Source organism: Acidovorax sp. PRC11, from assembly GCF_031844105.1.
Taxonomy (GTDB): Bacteria; Pseudomonadota; Gammaproteobacteria; order Burkholderiales; family Burkholderiaceae_C; genus Paracidovorax.
In genome coordinates this window covers 38,180-55,735 of record NZ_JAUZUQ010000026.1, presented here as the reverse complement: position 1 = coordinate 55,735, position 17,556 = coordinate 38,180, and the positions used below count along the sequence as shown (strand labels likewise).

The 17,556-nt window shown below is 66.6% G+C and carries 12 protein-coding genes and 1 tRNA gene; all 13 read left to right on the top strand.

From position 1 onward, the window contains the following. Nucleotides 1-15 precede the first annotated feature (15 nt). Nucleotides 16-91, top strand: a tRNA-Trp gene (locus tag Q9R47_RS21480). 85 nt (nt 92-176) lie between these two features. Next, nucleotides 177-563, top strand: coding sequence for a preprotein translocase subunit SecE (gene secE / locus Q9R47_RS21475; protein WP_311235151.1), 387 nt, complete (start codon nt 177-179; stop codon nt 561-563). 1 nt (nt 564) lies between these two features. Beyond that, entirely contained in the window at nt 565-1,158 is a 594-nt protein-coding gene (nusG, locus tag Q9R47_RS21470) for a transcription termination/antitermination protein NusG (protein WP_311235150.1), read from the top strand. Between the two features lie 109 nt (nt 1,159-1,267). Next, on the top strand, nt 1,268-1,699 hold the full coding sequence (gene rplK, locus Q9R47_RS21465; RefSeq protein ID WP_311235149.1) for a 50S ribosomal protein L11: 432 nt from the start codon (nt 1,268-1,270) through the stop codon (nt 1,697-1,699). After that, complete coding sequence (rplA, locus tag Q9R47_RS21460) at nt 1,700-2,398, top strand: 50S ribosomal protein L1 (RefSeq protein WP_311235148.1); 699 nt, start codon at nt 1,700-1,702, stop codon at nt 2,396-2,398. A 229-nt stretch (nt 2,399-2,627) separates the two neighbouring features. Next, entirely contained in the window at nt 2,628-3,134 is a 507-nt protein-coding gene (rplJ, locus tag Q9R47_RS21455) for a 50S ribosomal protein L10 (protein ID WP_011797539.1), read from the top strand. A gap of 48 nt (nt 3,135-3,182) precedes the next feature. Further along, the gene (gene rplL, locus Q9R47_RS21450; RefSeq protein ID WP_311235147.1) at nt 3,183-3,563 is read left to right on the top strand and encodes a 50S ribosomal protein L7/L12; all 381 of its coding nucleotides are present in this window, start codon (nt 3,183-3,185) and stop codon (nt 3,561-3,563) included. 298 nt (nt 3,564-3,861) lie between these two features. After that, a complete protein-coding gene (gene rpoB / locus Q9R47_RS21445; RefSeq protein ID WP_311235146.1) occupies nt 3,862-7,986 on the top strand; it encodes a DNA-directed RNA polymerase subunit beta in 4,125 nt (1,374 codons plus the stop codon). Nucleotides 7,987-8,005: 19 nt separating this feature from the next. Next, entirely contained in the window at nt 8,006-12,241 is a 4,236-nt protein-coding gene (rpoC, locus tag Q9R47_RS21440) for a DNA-directed RNA polymerase subunit beta' (protein WP_311235145.1), read from the top strand. A 206-nt stretch (nt 12,242-12,447) separates the two neighbouring features. Then, nucleotides 12,448-13,044: a LemA family protein gene (locus Q9R47_RS21435; protein ID WP_311235144.1), complete on the top strand. Its 597-nt coding sequence runs from the start codon at nt 12,448-12,450 to the stop codon at nt 13,042-13,044. An 87-nt stretch (nt 13,045-13,131) separates the two neighbouring features. After that, on the top strand, nt 13,132-14,514 hold the full coding sequence (rsmB, locus tag Q9R47_RS21430) for a 16S rRNA (cytosine(967)-C(5))-methyltransferase RsmB (protein WP_311235143.1): 1,383 nt from the start codon (nt 13,132-13,134) through the stop codon (nt 14,512-14,514). A 7-nt stretch (nt 14,515-14,521) separates the two neighbouring features. Then, nucleotides 14,522-15,196 carry a DUF4390 domain-containing protein gene (locus tag Q9R47_RS21425; RefSeq protein WP_311235142.1) on the top strand — a complete coding sequence of 225 codons (675 nt, stop codon included), beginning with the start codon at nt 14,522-14,524 and terminating at the stop codon, nt 15,194-15,196. Then, on the top strand, nt 15,193-17,532 hold the full coding sequence (locus Q9R47_RS21420) for an ATP-binding protein (protein WP_311235141.1): 2,340 nt from the start codon (nt 15,193-15,195) through the stop codon (nt 17,530-17,532). The genes Q9R47_RS21425 and Q9R47_RS21420 overlap by 4 nt, the downstream gene beginning before the upstream one ends. Nucleotides 17,533-17,556: the final 24 nt, after the last annotated feature.

Genomic DNA, 17,556 nt, shown 5'->3' with positions numbered 1-17,556 from the left:
CTGATCAGGAGTCATAGGGGTATAGCTCAATTGGCAGAGCGTCGGTCTCCAAAACCGAAGGTTGTAGGTTCGATTCCTACTGCCCCTGCCAGTCACCTGGCATAAAAAAAGCCCGCCAGACCTCTGGCGGGCTTCCGTGTCTTGTGAAGGCACAAGTTGCAACCGGAATGTGAAGAATGGCAGCGTCTCCGCAAATTGAAACTGTGAGCACAGGGGCAGACAAGGCCAAGCTGGCGCTGGTGGTCGCCCTGCTGGTGGCGGGCATTGCCGGCTTCTACCTGCTGGCCAAGCAGGGCGTGCTGGTCCAGTGGGCGATCCTCATCGTCGCGATCATCGCCGCTGCCGCCGTGTTCGCAGTGTCCGAGTCGGGCCGCCGCTTCACGGGCTTCGCGAAGGACGCCTGGAAGGAAGTCAAGAAGGTCGTCTGGCCCACCCGCAAGGAAACGCTGCAGATGACCGCCTATGTCTTCGCGTTCGTGCTGGTGATGGCCCTCTTCCTGTGGTTCACCGACAAGACGCTGGAGTGGGTTCTGTACGATCTGATTCTGGGCTGGAGGAAATAACATGAGTGACGCCGTCGACCACAACCTGTCTCCCGCACCGGCCCCCACGTCCTCTGCCAACCCGGACCTCCGCTGGTACATCGTCCATGCCTATTCGGGCATGGAGAAGGCCGTGGAGCGCAACATCACGGAGCGCATCCACCGCGCGGGCATGCAGGACAAGTTCGGCCGCATCCTCGTCCCGACCGAAGAGGTCGTGGAAATGAAGAACGGCCAGCGCAAGACGACCGAGCGGCGCCTGTTCCCCGGCTACGTCTTCGTCGAGATGGTGATGGACGACGACACCTGGCACCTGGTGAAGCACACCAGCAAGGTGACGGGTTTCGTGGGCGGTGCCAAGAACCGTCCCGCGCCTATCTCCGAGGACGAGGTCCAGAAGATCGTCAACCAGATCCAGGAAGGCACGGACAAGCCGCGCCACAAGGTCGAATTCATGGTGGGCGAGCTGGTCCGCGTGAAGGAAGGCCCGTTCGCCGACTTCAACGGCTCGGTCGAGGAAGTCAACTACGAAAAGAGCCGCGTGCGCGTCTCCGTCATGATTTTCGGCCGCTCCACCCCGGTGGAGCTCGAATTCGGTCAGGTCGAAAAAACCTGATCCGCACCCCAGGGTGCATCCTGCGCTTTTCCTGACTCGGCGCACAGAAGTGGAGTCATCAACCCCGGGGAGCCTGTTTCCAAGGCGCTATCACCCGTAAGGAGTCGCTATGGCGAAGAAAATCGTCGGCTTTATCAAGCTGCAAGTGCCGGCAGGGAAGGCCAATCCTTCTCCTCCGATCGGTCCCGCGCTGGGTCAGCGTGGTCTGAACATCATGGAGTTCTGCAAGGCGTTCAACGCCCAGACCCAGGGCGTCGAGCCCGGTCTGCCGCTGCCCGTGGTCATCACGGCCTTCGCGGACAAGAGCTTCACGTTCATCATCAAGACGCCCCCGGCGACGACCCTGATCAAGAAGGCCATCAAGCTGGAAAAGGGTTCCGCCAACGCCTTGAGCACGAAAGTCGGCAAGATCACCCGCGCACAGCTGGAAGAGATCGCCAAGACCAAGCTGAAGGACATGAACGCCGCCGACGTGGACGCTGCCGTCCGCACGCTGGCTGGCTCTGCCCGTTCCATGGGCGTTACGGTGGAGGGTCTGTAAATGGCTAAGCTGACCAAGAAGCAAAAGGCCCTGCAAGGCAAGATCGACAGCACGAAGCTGTACCCCTTCGCCGACGCCGTGGTGCTGGTGAAGGAAGCGGCTACCGCCAAGTTCGATGAGTCCATCGACGTGGCCGTGCAGCTGGGCATCGATGCGAAGAAGTCGGACCAGGTGGTGCGTGGCGCCGTGGTGCTGCCGAACGGCACCGGCAAGACGACCCGCGTGGCCGTGTTCGCCCAGGGCGCCAAGGCGGAAGAAGCCAAGGCCGCCGGCGCGGACATCGTCGGCATGGACGACCTGGCTGCCCAAGTGAAGGCCGGCGACATGCCGTTCGACGTGGTGATCGCCGCTCCCGATGCCATGCGCGTCGTGGGTACGCTGGGCCAGATCCTCGGCCCGCGCGGCCTGATGCCGAACCCCAAGGTGGGTACGGTGACGCCCGACGTCGCCACGGCCGTCAAGAACGCCAAGGCCGGCCAGGTGCAGTTCCGTGTCGACAAGGCCGGGATCATCCACAGCACGATCGGTCGCCGTTCGTTCGACAACGAGAAGCTCCAGGGCAACCTGGTGGCGCTGATCGAAGCCCTGAACAAGGCGAAGCCCGCCACCAGCAAGGGCCAGTACCTGCGCAAGGTGGCCGTGTCCTCGACGATGGGCGTCGGCGTCCGCGTCGATACCCAATCCATCTCGGCGGCCTGACGCCAACACGAGATCTTGAGGCGCCGCAAGGTGCCTCGGTGGTGGGCCGGCACAGCGATGTGCCGGGCCATCCAAGACCGCTGGTGTGCAGCCCCGGCTGCATTTAAATCCACGGAGCCAGCGCAGATGGCGATCCCGCTGCAGATGGAATTCAGTTCCGAAACAGTTGGTCGCTGCAACAAGAGCGCGCACGAGGGGTTCCCCGAGTGCGCATATGAAGGAGTAGACCTTGAGTCTTAATCGCAGTGAGAAAGAAGCGGTCATCAACGAAGTGACCAGCCTCGCCGCAAAAGCTCAAACGCTCGTGATCGCGGAATACCGTGGCATCACGGTGGCCGACATGACCAAACTGCGCGTTGACGCCCGCAGCAAGGGCGTGAGCCTGAGTGTTCTGAAGAACACCCTGGCCCGCCGTGCTGTGGCTGGCAGCCAGTTCGACGTGGTGGCTGACCAGATGACCGGTCCTCTGATCTATGGCTTCTCCGAAGACGCTGTGGCCGCCGCCAAGGTGGTGGCCGATTTCGCGAAAACCAACGACAAGCTGGTGATTCGCGGCGGCGCCTTCGCAGGCAAGGCCCTGGACGTGAACGGCGTGAAGCAACTGGCCAACATCCCTTCCAAGGAAGTGCTGCTGGCCCAGCTGTGTGGCTTGCTGATGTCGCCGATCTCCCGCACCGCCGTGGTGCTGGGCGCTCTGGCCGCAAAGAAAGGCGAAGGCGAAGCTGCAGCCGCTTGAGGTTTGCAGAATCGTCCCCCTCTTTACAACCAATTGTTAGGAAAAATTATGGCATTCGATAAAGACGCATTCTTGACCGCCCTGGACGGCATGTCCGTGATGGAACTCAATGACCTGGTGAAGGCCATTGAAGAGAAGTTCGGCGTGAGCGCTGCCGCCATGGCCGCTCCCGCTGCTGCCGGCGGCGCTGCCGGCGGCGCTGCTGCTGCCGAAGAGAAGACCGAGTTCAACGTCGTGCTGACCGAAGCCGGCGCCAACAAGGTGTCCGTCATCAAGGCCGTGCGCGAAATCACCGGCCTGGGCCTCAAGGAAGCCAAGGACCTGGTGGACGGCGCTCCCAAGAACGTCAAGGAAGGCATCGCCAAGGCCGACGCCGAAGCCGCTGTCAAGAAGCTGGTGGAAGCCGGCGCCAAGGCCGAACTCAAGTAATTCGGCTGCTTTGGCAAGGCTGGAGGCTCCGAAAAGGGCCTCCAGCCTTTCCGCGCTTCTGAGAGGCGCAATCTCGACAGAGCGCACCAGAAAGCAGGAGCGGCCCCCGGCCGCCCGATCCGCCTGCTTTCTAGTGTCTTCTGACAACCCGACAACAGAAGACGCCTTGGTTCGGGCGATGTGCAACGCATCGCCGTCCGCCATGGTTGGTAGTGGCCAACCGCCAAGCCCGCAAGGCAACGCCCCTTGTGGGGCACTCGTCGAAGACCCAGGACTCATGTCTTTGCCCGGAGATCTCATGGCCCCAACATCCACGTACAGCTATACCGAACGCAAGCGCATCCGCAAGAGCTTCGGTAGCCGCGACAGCGTGCTCGAAGTGCCGTACCTGCTGCAGATGCAGAAGGACGCGTACACCGCTTTCCTCCAAGCGGACCGGGCACCCCAGAAACGCACCAATGAAGGCCTGCAGGCCGCTTTCGACGCCGCATTCCCGATCGTCTCGCACAACGGCTTCGTCGAGATGAAGTTCGTGGAGTACAACCTGGCCAAGCCGGCGTTCGACGTGCGCGAATGCCAGACCCGCGGCCTGACCTTCGCCTCGGCCGTGCGTGCCAAGGTGCAGCTCATCATCTACGACCGCGAGTCCTCGACGTCGCAGTCCAAGGTGGTGAAGGAAGTGAAGGAGCAGGAGGTCTACATGGGCGAGGTGCCCCTGATGACCGACAAGGGCTCGTTCATCATCAACGGCACCGAGCGCGTGATCGTCTCGCAGCTGCACCGCTCGCCCGGCGTGTTCTTCGAGCACGACAAGGGCAAGACCCACAGCTCGGGCAAGCTGCTGTTCTCGGCACGGATCATCCCCTACCGCGGCTCGTGGCTGGACTTCGAGTTCGATCCGAAGGACATCCTCTACTTCCGCGTGGACCGCCGCCGCAAGATGCCGGTCACGATCCTGCTGAAGGCCATCGGCCTGAACCCCGAGTCCATCCTGGCGAACTTCTTCGTCAACGACAACTTCCGCCTGATGGACAGCGGCGCGCAGATGGAATTCGTGGCCGACCGCCTGAAGGGCGAAGTGGCGCGTTTCGACATCACCGACAAGGCCGGCAAGGTCGTCGTCGCCAAGGACAAGCGCATCACGGCCCGCCACACGCGCGAGCTGGAGCAGTCGGGCACGACGCACGTCAGCGTGCCGGAAGACTTCCTGATCGGCCGCGTGGTGGCACGCAACGTGGTGGACGGCGACACGGGCGAGATCGTGGCCAAGGCCAACGAAGAGCTGACCGAAGCGCTGCTGAAGAAGCTGCGCTCCGCCGGCATCAAGGACCTGCAGGTCATCTACACGAACGAACTCGACCAGGGCGCGTACATCTCGCAGACGCTGCGCATCGACGAAACGGTGGACGAGTTCGCCGCGCGCGTGGCCATCTACCGCATGATGCGCCCCGGCGAGCCGCCGACGGAAGACGCGGTGCAGGCCCTGTTCCAGCGCCTGTTCTACAACCCGGACACGTACGACCTGTCGCGCGTGGGCCGCATGAAGTTCAACGCCAAGATCGGCCGCGACGAATCGACCGGCCCGATGGTGCTGTCGAACGAGGACATCCTCGCCGTGGTGAAGATCCTGGTGGACCTGCGCAACGGCAAGGGCGAAGTCGACGACATCGACCACCTGGGCAACCGCCGCGTGCGCTGCGTGGGCGAGCTGGCCGAGAACCAGTACCGCACGGGCCTGGCACGGATCGAGAAGGCCGTGAAGGAACGTCTGGGCCAGGCCGAGCAGGAGCCGCTGATGCCCCACGACCTGATCAACTCCAAGCCGATTTCCGCGGCCCTGAAGGAGTTCTTCGGTGCGTCGCAGCTGTCGCAGTTCATGGACCAGACGAACCCGCTGGCCGAGATCACCCACAAGCGCCGCGTGTCCGCACTCGGCCCGGGCGGTCTGACGCGCGAGCGCGCCGGCTTCGAAGTGCGCGACGTGCACGTGACCCACTATGGCCGCGTCTGCCCCATCGAAACGCCCGAAGGTCCGAACATCGGCCTGATCAACTCGCTGGCCCTGTATGCCCGCCTGAACGAGTACGGCTTCATCGAGACGCCGTACCGCCGCGTGGTGGACGGCAAGGTGACGGACCAGATCGACTACCTGTCGGCCATCGAGGAAGGCAAGTACGTCATCGCCCAGGCGAATGCGACGCTGGATGCCGAAGGCCGCCTGACCGGCGACCTGGTGTCGGCCCGCGAAAAGGGTGAATCCACGCTGCTGTCCGCCGAGCGCGTGCAGTACATGGACGTGTCGCCCGCGCAGATCGTGTCGGTGGCCGCCTCGCTCGTGCCGTTCCTGGAGCACGATGACGCGAACCGCGCACTGATGGGCGCCAACATGTCGCGCCAGGCCGTGCCCGTGCTGCGTCCGGAAAAGCCCATGGTGGGCACCGGCATCGAGCGCGTGGCGGCCGTGGACTCCGGCACGGTGGTGACGGCGAACCGCGGCGGTATCGTGGACTACGTGGATGCGACCCGCATCGTGGTGCGCGTGAACGACGCGGAGGCCGTGGCCGGTGAAGTGGGTGTGGACATCTACAACCTCATCAAGTACCAGCGTTCCAACCAGAACACGAACATCCACCAGCGCCCCATCGTGAAGAAGGGCGACGTGCTGGCCAAGGGCGACGTGATCGCGGACGGTGCCTCCACCGACCTGGGCGAGATCGCCATCGGCCAGAACATGCTGATCGCGTTCATGCCCTGGAACGGCTACAACTTCGAGGATTCGATCCTGATCTCCGAACGCGTGGTGGCCGAAGACCGCTACACCTCGATCCACATCGAGGAACTGGTGGTGATGGCCCGCGACACGAAGCTGGGCGCGGAAGAAATCACGCGCGACATCCCGAACCTGTCGGAGCAGCAGCTGAACCGCCTGGACGAGTCCGGCATCATCTACGTGGGTGCGGAAGTGCAGCCCGGCGACACGCTGGTGGGCAAGGTCACGCCGAAGGGCGAGACCACGCTGACGCCGGAAGAGAAGCTGCTGCGCGCGATCTTCGGCGAGAAGGCTTCCGACGTGAAGGACACCTCGCTGCGCGTGGACCAGGGCTCCTCGGGCACCGTGATCGACGTGCAGGTGTTCACGCGCGAAGGCATCCAGCGCGACAAGCGCGCCCAGCAGATCATCGACGATGAACTCAAGCGCTTCCGCCTGGACCTGAACGACCAGCTGCGCATCGTGGAGGCCGACGCGTTCGACCGTATCGAGAAGCTGCTGAACGGCCGCGTGGCCAACGGCGGCCCGCAGAAGCTGGCCAAGGGCACGAAGCTGGACAAGGCCTACCTGGCCTCCGTCGAGAAGTTCCACTGGTTCGACATCCGTCCCGCCGAGGACGAGGTGGCCGCGCAGCTGGAGTCGATCAAGAACGCGCTGGAGCAGACCCGCCACAGCTTCGACCTGGCCTTCGAAGAGAAGCGCAAGAAGCTCACGCAGGGCGACGAGCTGCCGGCCGGCGTGCTGAAGATGGTCAAGGTGTACCTGGCCGTCAAGCGCCGCCTGCAGCCCGGCGACAAGATGGCCGGCCGCCACGGCAACAAGGGTGTGGTGTCGAAGATCGTTCCGGTCGAGGACATGCCCTACATGGCCGACGGCACGCCTGCCGACATCGTCCTGAACCCGCTGGGCGTGCCTTCGCGGATGAACATCGGGCAGGTGCTGGAAGTCCACCTGGGCTGGGCCGGCAAGGGCATCGGCCAGCGCATCGGCGACATGCTGCGCGACCAGGCCAAGGCGGCCGAAATGCGCACGTTCCTCGAAGAGGTCTACAACTCGCGCGGCCGCAAGGAAGACCTGTCGAAGCTGAGCGACGACGAGGTGATGGCCATGGCCGACAACCTGACCAACGGCGTGCCGTACGCGACGCCGGTGTTCGATGGCGCGTCGGAAGCCGAGATCAAGGACATGCTGAAGCTGGCCTATCCGGACGACATCAAGGAGCGCAAGGGCCTCACGGACAGCCGTACCCAGGCGTACCTGTACGACGGCCGCACGGGCGAGCGTTTCGAGCGCCCGACGACCATCGGCTACATGCACTACCTGAAGCTGCACCACTTGGTGGACGACAAGATGCACGCCCGTTCCACCGGTCCGTACTCGCTCGTCACGCAGCAGCCGCTGGGCGGCAAGGCCCAGTTCGGCGGCCAGCGTTTCGGGGAAATGGAAGTGTGGGCGCTGGAAGCGTATGGCGCTTCGTACGTGCTGCAGGAAATGCTCACCGTGAAGTCCGACGACGTGCAGGGCCGTACCAAGGTGTACGAGTCCATCGTCAAGGGTGAACACGCGATCGAGGCAGGCATGCCCGAGTCGTTCAATGTGCTGGTCAAGGAAATCCGTTCCCTGGGCCTGGACATCGAACTGGAACGTTCTTAAGTACTAGGAGATAGGGTTTATGAAGTCTCTACTCGACCTGTTCAAGCAATTCACGCCGGACGAGCATTTCGATGCCATCCGCATCGGCATGGCGTCGCCCGAGAAGATCCGTTCCTGGTCCTTCGGCGAGGTGAAGAAGCCCGAGACGATCAACTACCGCACGTTCAAGCCCGAGCGCGACGGCCTGTTCTGCGCCAAGATCTTCGGCCCGATCAAGGACTACGAGTGCCTGTGCGGCAAGTACAAGCGCCTGAAGCACCGCGGCGTGATCTGCGAGAAGTGCGGCGTGGAAGTGACCCAGACCAAGGTGCGCCGCGAGCGCATGGGCCACATCGACCTGGCCGCGCCCTGCGCGCACATCTGGTTCCTGAAGTCGCTGCCGTCGCGCCTGGGCCTGGTGCTCGACATGACGCTGCGCGACATCGAGCGCGTGCTGTATTTCGAAGCCTACGTGGTGACCGACCCCGGCATGACCCCGCTGAAGAAGTTCGGGATCATGTCCGAGGACGACCATGACGCGAAGCGCAAGGAATACGGCGACGAGTTCATCGCCAAGATGGGCGCCGAAGGCATCAAGGACCTGCTCGAAGGCATCGACATCGATCTGGAGATCGAGAAGCTGCGCGGCGACCTGACCGGCTCCGAAGTCAAGGTGAAGAAGAACGCCAAGCGCCTGAAGGTGCTGGAGGCGTTCAAGAAGTCGGGCATCAAGCCCGAGTGGATGGTGCTGGACGTGCTGCCCGTGCTGCCGCCGGACCTGCGTCCGCTGGTGCCGCTGGACGGCGGCCGCTTCGCGACCTCCGACCTGAACGACCTGTACCGCCGCGTCATCAACCGCAACTCGCGCCTGCGCCGCCTGCTGGAGCTGAAGGCTCCGGAGATCATCGCGCGCAACGAGAAGCGGATGCTGCAGGAGGCCGTCGATTCGCTGCTGGACAACGGCCGCCGCGGCAAGGCGATGACGGGCGCGAACAAGCGCGCGCTGAAGTCGCTGGCCGACATGATCAAGGGCAAGTCCGGCCGCTTCCGCCAGAACCTGCTGGGCAAGCGCGTCGACTACTCCGGCCGTTCCGTGATCACCGTGGGCCCGACGCTCAAGCTGCACCAGTGCGGCCTGCCGAAGCTGATGGCCCTGGAGCTGTTCAAGCCCTTCATCTTCTCGCGCCTCGAGCAGATGGGCATCGCCACGACCATCAAGGCCGCGAAGAAGGAAGTCGAATCCGGCACGCCGGTGGTCTGGGACATCCTGGAAGAGGTCATCAAGGAGCACCCGGTCATGCTGAACCGGGCTCCGACGCTGCACCGCCTGGGCATCCAGGCCTTCGAGCCGATCCTGATCGAAGGCAAGGCCATCCAGCTGCACCCGCTCGTCTGCGCGGCCTTCAACGCCGACTTCGACGGTGACCAGATGGCCGTCCACGTGCCGCTGTCGGTGGAAGCGCAGATGGAAGCCCGCACGCTGATGCTGGCCTCCAACAACGTGCTGTTCCCCGCATCGGGCGAACCCTCCATCGTGCCTTCGCAGGACGTGGTGCTGGGTCTCTACCACGCGACCCGCGACAAGATCAACGGCAAGGGCGAGGGCCTGATCTTCTCCGACACGGGCGAAGTCCAGCGCGCGCTGGATGCCGGCCAGACGGAGCTGCATGCCCGCATCAGCGTGCGCCTGACCGAATGGACCAAGGACAAGGCCACCGGCGAATTCGTGCCCTCGACCTCGCTGGTCGACACGACCGTCGGCCGTGCGCTGCTGTCCGAGATCCTGCCCAAGGGCCTGCCCTTCAGCAACATCAACAAGTCGCTGAAGAAGAAGGAAATCTCCAAGCTCATCAACGTGAGCTTCCGCAAGTGCGGCCTGAAGGAAACCGTGGTGTTCGCGGACAAGCTGCTGCAGAACGGCTTCCGCCTGGCGACGCGCGCCGGCTTCTCGGTGGCGATCGACGACATGCTGGTGCCCCCGCAGAAGGCGGACATCCTGGCACGCGCCGAAGCCGAGGTGAAGGAGATCGAGCAGCAGTACGTCTCCGGTCTGGTGACCTCCGGCGAGCGCTACAACAAGGTGGTGGACATCTGGGGCAAGGCCGGCGACGACGTGTCCAAGGTGATGATGGACCAGCTCAAGGTCGAGAAGACCACCGACCGCCACGGCAAGGAAGTGAACCAGGAGTCGTTCAACGCCATCTACATGATGGCCGACTCGGGCGCACGTGGCTCCGCCGCGCAGATCCGCCAGCTGGCCGGCATGCGTGGCCTGATGGCGAAGCCGGACGGCTCGATCATCGAGACCCCCATCACGGCGAACTTCCGTGAAGGCCTGAACGTGCTGCAGTACTTCATCTCCACCCACGGTGCCCGTAAGGGCCTGGCGGATACGGCGCTGAAGACGGCCAACTCCGGTTACCTGACGCGCCGCCTGGTGGACGTGACGCAGGACCTGGTGGTGACCGAAGAGGATTGCGGCACCGTGAACGGTTCGGTGATGCGCGCCATCGTTGAAGGCGGCGAGGTGATCGAGTCCCTGCGCGACCGCGTGCTGGGCCGCACCACGGCGGACGACATCCTGCACCCCGAAACGCGCGCCGTGCTTGCCAAGGCCGGCCAGATGCTCGACGAGGATGCCCTCGAGGAGCTGGAATCCGCGGGCGTGGACGAGGTGAAGGTGCGCACCGCGCTGACCTGCGAGACCCGCTACGGCCTGTGCGCGAAGTGCTACGGGCGCGATCTGGGCCGCGGCGGCCTGATCAACCTCGGCGAGGCCGTGGGTGTGATCGCCGCGCAGTCGATCGGCGAGCCCGGCACGCAGCTGACGATGCGTACCTTCCACATCGGTGGTGCCGCTTCGCGCGCTGCCATCGCCTCGACCGTGGAAGCCAAGTCCAACGGCGTGATCGGCTTCAACGCCACGATGCGCTACGTGACCAACAGCAAGGGCGAGCTGGTCGTCATCGCGCGTTCGGGTGAAGTCATCATCCAGGACGAGCATGGCCGCGAGCGCGAGCGCCACAAGGTGCCGTACGGCGCCACGCTGACGGTGAAGGCCGACCAGACGGTCAAGGCCGGCACGATCCTGGCCAACTGGGATCCGCTGACGCGACCGATCATCACGGAATTCGCCGGCCAGGTGAAGTTCGAGAACGTCGAGGAAGGCCTCACGGTCGCCAAGCAGGTCGATGACGTGACGGGTCTGTCCACGCTGGTGGTGATCGATCCGAAGCGCCGCGGCTCCGCGAAGGTGGTGCGTCCGCAGGTGAAGCTGATCGATGCGCAGAACCAGGAAGTGAAGATCCCCGGCACCGACCACTCGGTGACGATCGGCTTCCAGGTGGGCGCGCTGATCCAGGTGCGCGACGGCCAGGACGTGGGCCCCGGCGAAGTGCTGGCCCGTATCCCGGTCGAAGGCCAGAAGACCCGTGACATTACCGGCGGTCTGCCGCGCGTGGCCGAGCTGTTCGAAGCCCGTTCGCCCAAGGACAAGGGCATGCTGGCCGAGATCACCGGCACGGTGTCCTTCGGCAAGGAAACGAAGGGCAAGGTGCGCCTGCAGATCACCGATCCGGACGGCAAGGTCTGGGACGAGCTGGTGCCCAAGGAAAAGAACGTGCTGGTCCACGAAGGCCAGGTGGTGAACAAGGGCGAACTGATCGTCGACGGCCCGGCCGATCCGCAGGACATCCTGCGCCTGCTGGGCATCGAGGAGCTGTCGCGCTACATCGTCGACGAAGTGCAGGACGTGTACCGCCTGCAGGGTGTGAAGATCAACGACAAGCACATCGAGGTGATCGTTCGCCAGATGCTGCGCCGCGTCGTGGTCGAGAACCCGGGCGAGTCGGGCTACATCGCCGGCGAGCAGGTCGAGCGTTCGGAGATCCTCAACACCAACGAGCAGCTGCAGTCCGAGGACAAGATCCCCGCGACCTACAGCAACGTGCTGCTGGGGATCACGAAGGCGTCGCTGTCCACCGATTCGTTCATTTCGGCCGCGTCGTTCCAGGAAACGACCCGCGTGCTCACCGAGGCTGCGATCATGGGCAAGCGCGACGAGCTGCGTGGCCTGAAGGAAAACGTGATCGTGGGCCGCCTGATCCCGGCGGGTACGGGTCTGGCCTACCACCAGGCGCGCAAGGCCAAGGAAGCCATGGACGACGCCGAGCGCCGCGCCATCGCCGAAGCCGAAGCCGCCGAGATGGAGACCACGGTGCCGGAAGAGGCTTCGGAAGTCGAGAACTCCGGCGTGGACAACGGCTCGGCCGAGTAATCCCGGTGCTCCGGCGGGCCTCCCCGGGCCCGCTGCCACGCTCCCGCTCTGCCGGCACGGCAGGCCGGGAGCGTTTTTTCACATGGACCGGCCAGGGGTATCCCCTGGCCTTCTTTTTTCCTTCGACCTTTTTCCTTTTTTCTTTTTTTCACGTTCCCGCGCGGCCATGGCCGTGGCCGCCGCAGGGGACGTGGATACGGTGGGCCATGCTGACGACCTGGATTCTTCTGGCGGTGCTGCTGTTCTGGGCGGTGGGCGCATACAACCGGCTCGTGCGGTTGCGCTCGGCCGCCATCCAGGCCTTCGGTGGCCTGGACGTGCATTTCGTGCGCGTGATGGGCATGATGGGCGAATACGAGGCCGCGCAGAGCCCGGCGCCGCCCGGCCAGTCGGAAGCCCGCACGGCGCTGTGGGCGGCGACGACGCAGTTCGGCGCCTGCCTGGCCGTGGCGCGTGCCCGGCCGCTCGATGCCGGGGGCGCGGCCGCGCTGAGCGCGGGGCGCGAGGTGCTGCGCACGGCCTGGACGACGATGGTGCGTGCCGCACGGGAGCCGCGGGAAGCGCCCGGCAGGGCCCCGCGGGGCAGGAAGGGGCCCCGGGCCCCCGTGGGAGTGCCGGCGCCAGCGCCGGACGACGACGCGCTGGCGCTGTGGGAGCAGCGCTGGCAGGAGCTGTGGGCGCAGAGCGCGCTGGCCACGGGGCAGTTCAACGATGCCGTGGCCGCCTACAACACCGCGATACGGCAGTTCCCGGCGCGGCTGCTGGCCTGGCTGTTCGGCTTCCACGCGGCGCAGGCGCTCTGAGAGCGGCGCACGCGGTCCTTCCCCTTCGCTGGCCCGTGTGAACCGCTCCGAGGGTTCACGTTCTTTCCGGTTCACTTCCATTCCTTTATGACCCCATCTCGTCCGCCCCCTCCCGCCCGCCGCCCGGATTCCGCGGGCGCGATTCCGCTGTGGCGGCAGCTCGATGGCGTCGTGGACGCACTGATGGCCGTGCGTGCGGGGCAGTCGGGCACGGCGGCGCTGGCCGCGGTGGAGCCGTCGCTGCGTGCGGGCGTGCAGGCGCTGTTCTTCACCGTGCTGCGGTACCTCGGCCGCGCCGAGGCGCTGCGTGCGCAACTCGCTCCGCGGCGACCGAAGCCGCGCGTGGATGCGCTGCTGTGCGCGACGCTGGCGCTGGGCTGGCAGCCGGACGGCGCGGCCTATGAACCCTTCACGCTCGTGAACCAGGCCGTGGAGGCCGCCAAGCGCCATGCCGCGACGCGCGGGCAGGCCGCCTTCGTGAACGCCTGCCTGCGCCGGTTCCTGCGCGAGCGCGATGCACTGGTCGCCGCGACCGACGGCGACCCCGTCGCGCGATGGAACCATCCGGCCTGGTGGATCGAGCGGTTGCGCCGGGACCACCCTGCCGATTGGGAGCGCATCCTGCGGGCCAACAACAGCCACGCGCCGATGGCCCTGCGCATCAACCGCCGGAAGGTGGACATGCCCACGTATGCGGCGGCGCTGGAGGCCGAGGGGCTGGCGGCCACGGTGGTGACGGACGTGGGGCTGGTGCTGGATGCGCCGCAGCCGGTGCAGCGCCTGCCGGGGTTCGGGCAGGGGTGGGTGTCCGTGCAGGATCTGGCGGCCCAGCAGGCGGCGCCGCTGTTGCTGGAAGGGCTCGACACGGCGCGGCCGCTGCGCGTGCTGGACGCCTGCGCGGCGCCGGGCGGCAAGACGGCCCACCTGCTGGAGCAGGCGGGGGCTGCATCGCCGGTGCAGGTGACGGCGCTGGAGATCGATCCCGTGCGCAGTGCCCGGATCGGCGAGACGCTCGAACGGCTGGGCCTGCAGGCGCAGGTGCTGGTGGCCGATGCGGGGCGGCCGGAGGCATGGTGGCAGCAGGCCAGCGGGGGAGAGCCGTTCGATGCGATCCTGCTGGACGCGCCGTGCACGGCCTCGGGCATCGTGCGCCGGCATCCGGACGTGCGGTGGCTGCGCCGGCCCGCGGACATCGCGCAGCTGGCCGCCCAGCAGGCCCGCCTGCTGGCCACCCTGTGGCCGCTGCTGCGCCCGGGCGGGCGGCTGCTCTACTGCACCTGCTCGGTCTTCCGCGCGGAGGGCGACGAGCAGGTGCAGGCGTTTCTTGCGAACAACAGCGATGCCGTTTTGATGCCGTCTCCGGGGCATTTGCTGCCGGGCGATGCCGGCGAAGGCGGCGGCGTCCGCGAGAATCCCTCCGGTGAGCACGACGGATTCTTCTACGCACTGCTGGGCAAGCGGCCCGGCTGAGGTCGCCATGGCGGCAGGGGGGCGCCCGCGCGCGCGTTCGGCAGGGCAGGCGGTGCGGCAGGGCGTGGGCCGGCTGTGGCTGCTTCTGTGCGTGTGCCTGTGCGGGTGGCTCTGCGCGCCGGGGCTGGCGGCCGCCCAGGCCGGCACGGCCGCGGGCGACGGGATCTCGGACCTGCGGCTGGAGGCGTCGGAGGGCGGGCTGTACCTGTCGGCGGCGCTGCGCTTCGAACTTCCGCCCCTGGCCGAGGATGCGCTGCTCAAGGGCATTTCGATCCATTTCGTCGAAGAGGCCGAGGTGCTGCGGGAGCGCTGGTACTGGACGGACAAGGCCGTGGCCCGGGCCACCCGCTATCTGCGGCTGAGCTACCAGCCGCTCACGCGCCGGTGGCGCCTCAGCCAGGCGGCGGTACCGTTCTCCGCGAGCGGCCTGGGCCTGGGCTCGGCGCTGGGCCAGACCTATGACGAGCTGGGCGATGCGCTGGCTGCGATGCAGCGCATCGCGCGCTGGAAGATCGCCGACATCGACGACATCGACCGGAATGCCGCGCACCTGGTGCATCTGCGCTTCCGGCTCGACATGTCGCAGCTGCCGCGCCCCTTCCAGATCGGGGCCATGGGGCGTTCCGGCTGGGATCTCGTGCTGTCGCGCACCGAGCGCCTGTCCATCGAGCCGCAGCCATGAGCCCGTCCCCGCCCCCGTCCGATCCCGCATCCGTGACCGAAGCCGCGGCGGCGCGCAGCGGGCGGCAGACCCGCGCGGCCCGCTGGGCGCTGGGCGTCGCGGCCGCCGTGATGAGCGCCATCGGCCTCGTGCTGCTGTTCCTGCTCACGGTATCGACGAACAACCGCGCGATGTACGAGCGCAACTACGCCTGGCTTTTCGGGCTCAACGTGCTGGTGGCGCTGCTGCTGTTCGCCGTGCTGGTCTGGGTGACCGCACGCCTGGTGGCGCGCCTGCGGGGAGGGCGCTTCGGCAGCCGCCTGCTGGTCAAGCTGGCCGGCATCTTCGCGGTGGTGGGGCTGCTGCCCGGGCTGCTGATCTACGTGGTGTCGTACCAGTTCGTTTCGCGGTCGATCGAGAGCTGGTTCGACGTCAAGGTGGAGGGCGCGCTGTCCGCCGGGGTGAGCCTGGCGCGCGCCACGCTGGACACGCTCGCGAGCGACATGGCCGCGCAGACGCGCACGGCCAGCCTGCAGCTGGCGCAGGTGCCGGATGCGGCGGCGGGGCTGGTGCTGGAGCGCATCCGCGACCAGCTCGCGGCGACGGACGTGGTGCTGTTCAACGCGGCGGGCCAGCCCGTGGCGAGCGCGGGGCAGTCGCGTTTCGACCTCAACCCCGAGCGGCCCGCGCCGCAGTTGCTGCGCAACGCCCGGCAGCAGCGGTCCGCCTTCCAGATCGAGGGGCTGGACGACGCCACCGACCCGCAGCAGGCCGTGCAGAACGCGCGCGTGAAGACGCTGGTGGCCGTCGGCACGTCGAGCGTCGGCCTGCTGGCGGAGCCGCGCTTCCTGCAGGCGACCATGCGCATGCCGCAGGTGGTGGTGGCCAACGCGCTGGCGGTGCAGGAGGCGAACCGCGAATACCAGGAACGCGCCCTGGCGCGTGGGGGCTTGCGAAGGATGTACATCGGCACGCTCACGCTGAGCCTGTTCCTCGCAGTGTTCGGAGCGGTGCTGCTGGCGGTGCTGCTGGGGCGCCAGCTCGCGCGGCCGCTGCTGCTGCTCGCCGAAGGGGTGCGGGAGGTGGCGTCCGGCAACCTGAGCCCCAAGGCCGTGATGCAGACCGGCGACGAACTGGGCGGGCTGACGCGCTCCTTCGCGGTGATGACGCAGCAGCTGGCGGATGCACGCTCCGCGGTGGAGCACAGCATGGGCGAGGTGGATGCCGCCCGCGACCGGCTGCAGACCATCCTGGACAACCTGACGTCCGGCGTGATCGTGCTGGACGCCCGGGGCCGCATCCAGTCCACCAACCCCGGCGCGACCCGCATCCTGCGCGCGCCCATGGCGGCCTTCGAAGGCCGGCCACTGGCGGAGGTTCCGGGGCTCGCGGCCTTCGCCGCCGCGGTGCAGGCGCATTTCGATGCGTTCCTCGGCGACCGCGAGCAGCACGGGCTCGACCACTGGCAGCATCCATTCGAGCTTCATCCGGCGGACGGCTCCGGCAGCGGGAGCGACAGCCTGCACGCTGGGCCGGCGAACAACCGCACCAGCCTGGTGGCGCGGGGCGCGGAGCTGCCCGATGGGCTGCGGCTCCTGGTGTTCGACGACATCTCCGAGATCGTCTCGGCCCAGCGGGCCCAGGCCTGGGGCGAGGTGGCGCGCCGCTTGGCACATGAGATCAAGAATCCGCTCACGCCGATCCAGCTCTCGGCCGAGCGGCTGGAGATGAAGCTGACCGGCAAGCTCGGCAGCGCGGAGGAAGCGGTGCTGGCCAAGTCGGTGAAGACGATCGTGGACCAGGTGGACGCCATGAAGCGCCTCGTCAACGAGTTCCGCGACTACGCGCGCCTGCCGGCCGCGGAGCTGCAGCGGCTGGACGTGAATGCGCTGGTGACCGACGTGCTGCACCTGTACGGTGCCGAGAACGCCACGGTGCCGGTCGAGTCCGAACTCGATCCGCGCTGCCCCGCGATCGCCGGCGATGCGCAGCAACTGCGGCAGGTGATCCACAACCTGCTGCAGAACGCCCAGGACGCGAGCGAGCAGCGGGCGCGCGAACAGGGCGTGGCGGCGGCCCCGGTGCGCATCGCCACGCGCTGGAGCGAGACCTCGCGCCGCGTGCGCCTGACGGTGAGCGACGCGGGGACGGGCTTCCCGGCACACATCCTGCAAAGGGCCTTCGAGCCCTACGTCACCACCAAGCCGCGCGGCACGGGCCTGGGGCTCGCCGTGGTGAAGAAGATCGCCGACGAACACGGGGCGCGGATCGATCTTTCCAATCGCGTGGAGGACGGCGTGGTGAAGGGCGCGCAAGTGTCGCTATCATTCGCGCCTGAGCCCTCCGTGGTTTATTAACAACAAGTTACACGCACCCGCTGC

Coding starts and splice junctions, on each gene's coding strand:
- rsmB (WP_311235143.1), top strand. CDS start 13,132: ATGACCCCATCTCGTCCGCCCCCTCCCGCCCGCCGCCCGGATTCCGCG.
- Q9R47_RS21420 (WP_311235141.1), top strand. CDS start 15,193: ATGAGCCCGTCCCCGCCCCCGTCCGATCCCGCATCCGTGACCGAAGCC.
- rpoC (WP_311235145.1), top strand. CDS start 8,006: ATGAAGTCTCTACTCGACCTGTTCAAGCAATTCACGCCGGACGAGCAT.
- nusG (WP_311235150.1), top strand. CDS start 565: ATGAGTGACGCCGTCGACCACAACCTGTCTCCCGCACCGGCCCCCACG.
- rplA (WP_311235148.1), top strand. CDS start 1,700: ATGGCTAAGCTGACCAAGAAGCAAAAGGCCCTGCAAGGCAAGATCGAC.
- Q9R47_RS21435 (WP_311235144.1), top strand. CDS start 12,448: ATGCTGACGACCTGGATTCTTCTGGCGGTGCTGCTGTTCTGGGCGGTG.
- rplL (WP_311235147.1), top strand. CDS start 3,183: ATGGCATTCGATAAAGACGCATTCTTGACCGCCCTGGACGGCATGTCC.
- Q9R47_RS21425 (WP_311235142.1), top strand. CDS start 14,522: ATGGCGGCAGGGGGGCGCCCGCGCGCGCGTTCGGCAGGGCAGGCGGTG.
- secE (WP_311235151.1), top strand. CDS start 177: ATGGCAGCGTCTCCGCAAATTGAAACTGTGAGCACAGGGGCAGACAAG.
- rpoB (WP_311235146.1), top strand. CDS start 3,862: ATGGCCCCAACATCCACGTACAGCTATACCGAACGCAAGCGCATCCGC.
- rplK (WP_311235149.1), top strand. CDS start 1,268: ATGGCGAAGAAAATCGTCGGCTTTATCAAGCTGCAAGTGCCGGCAGGG.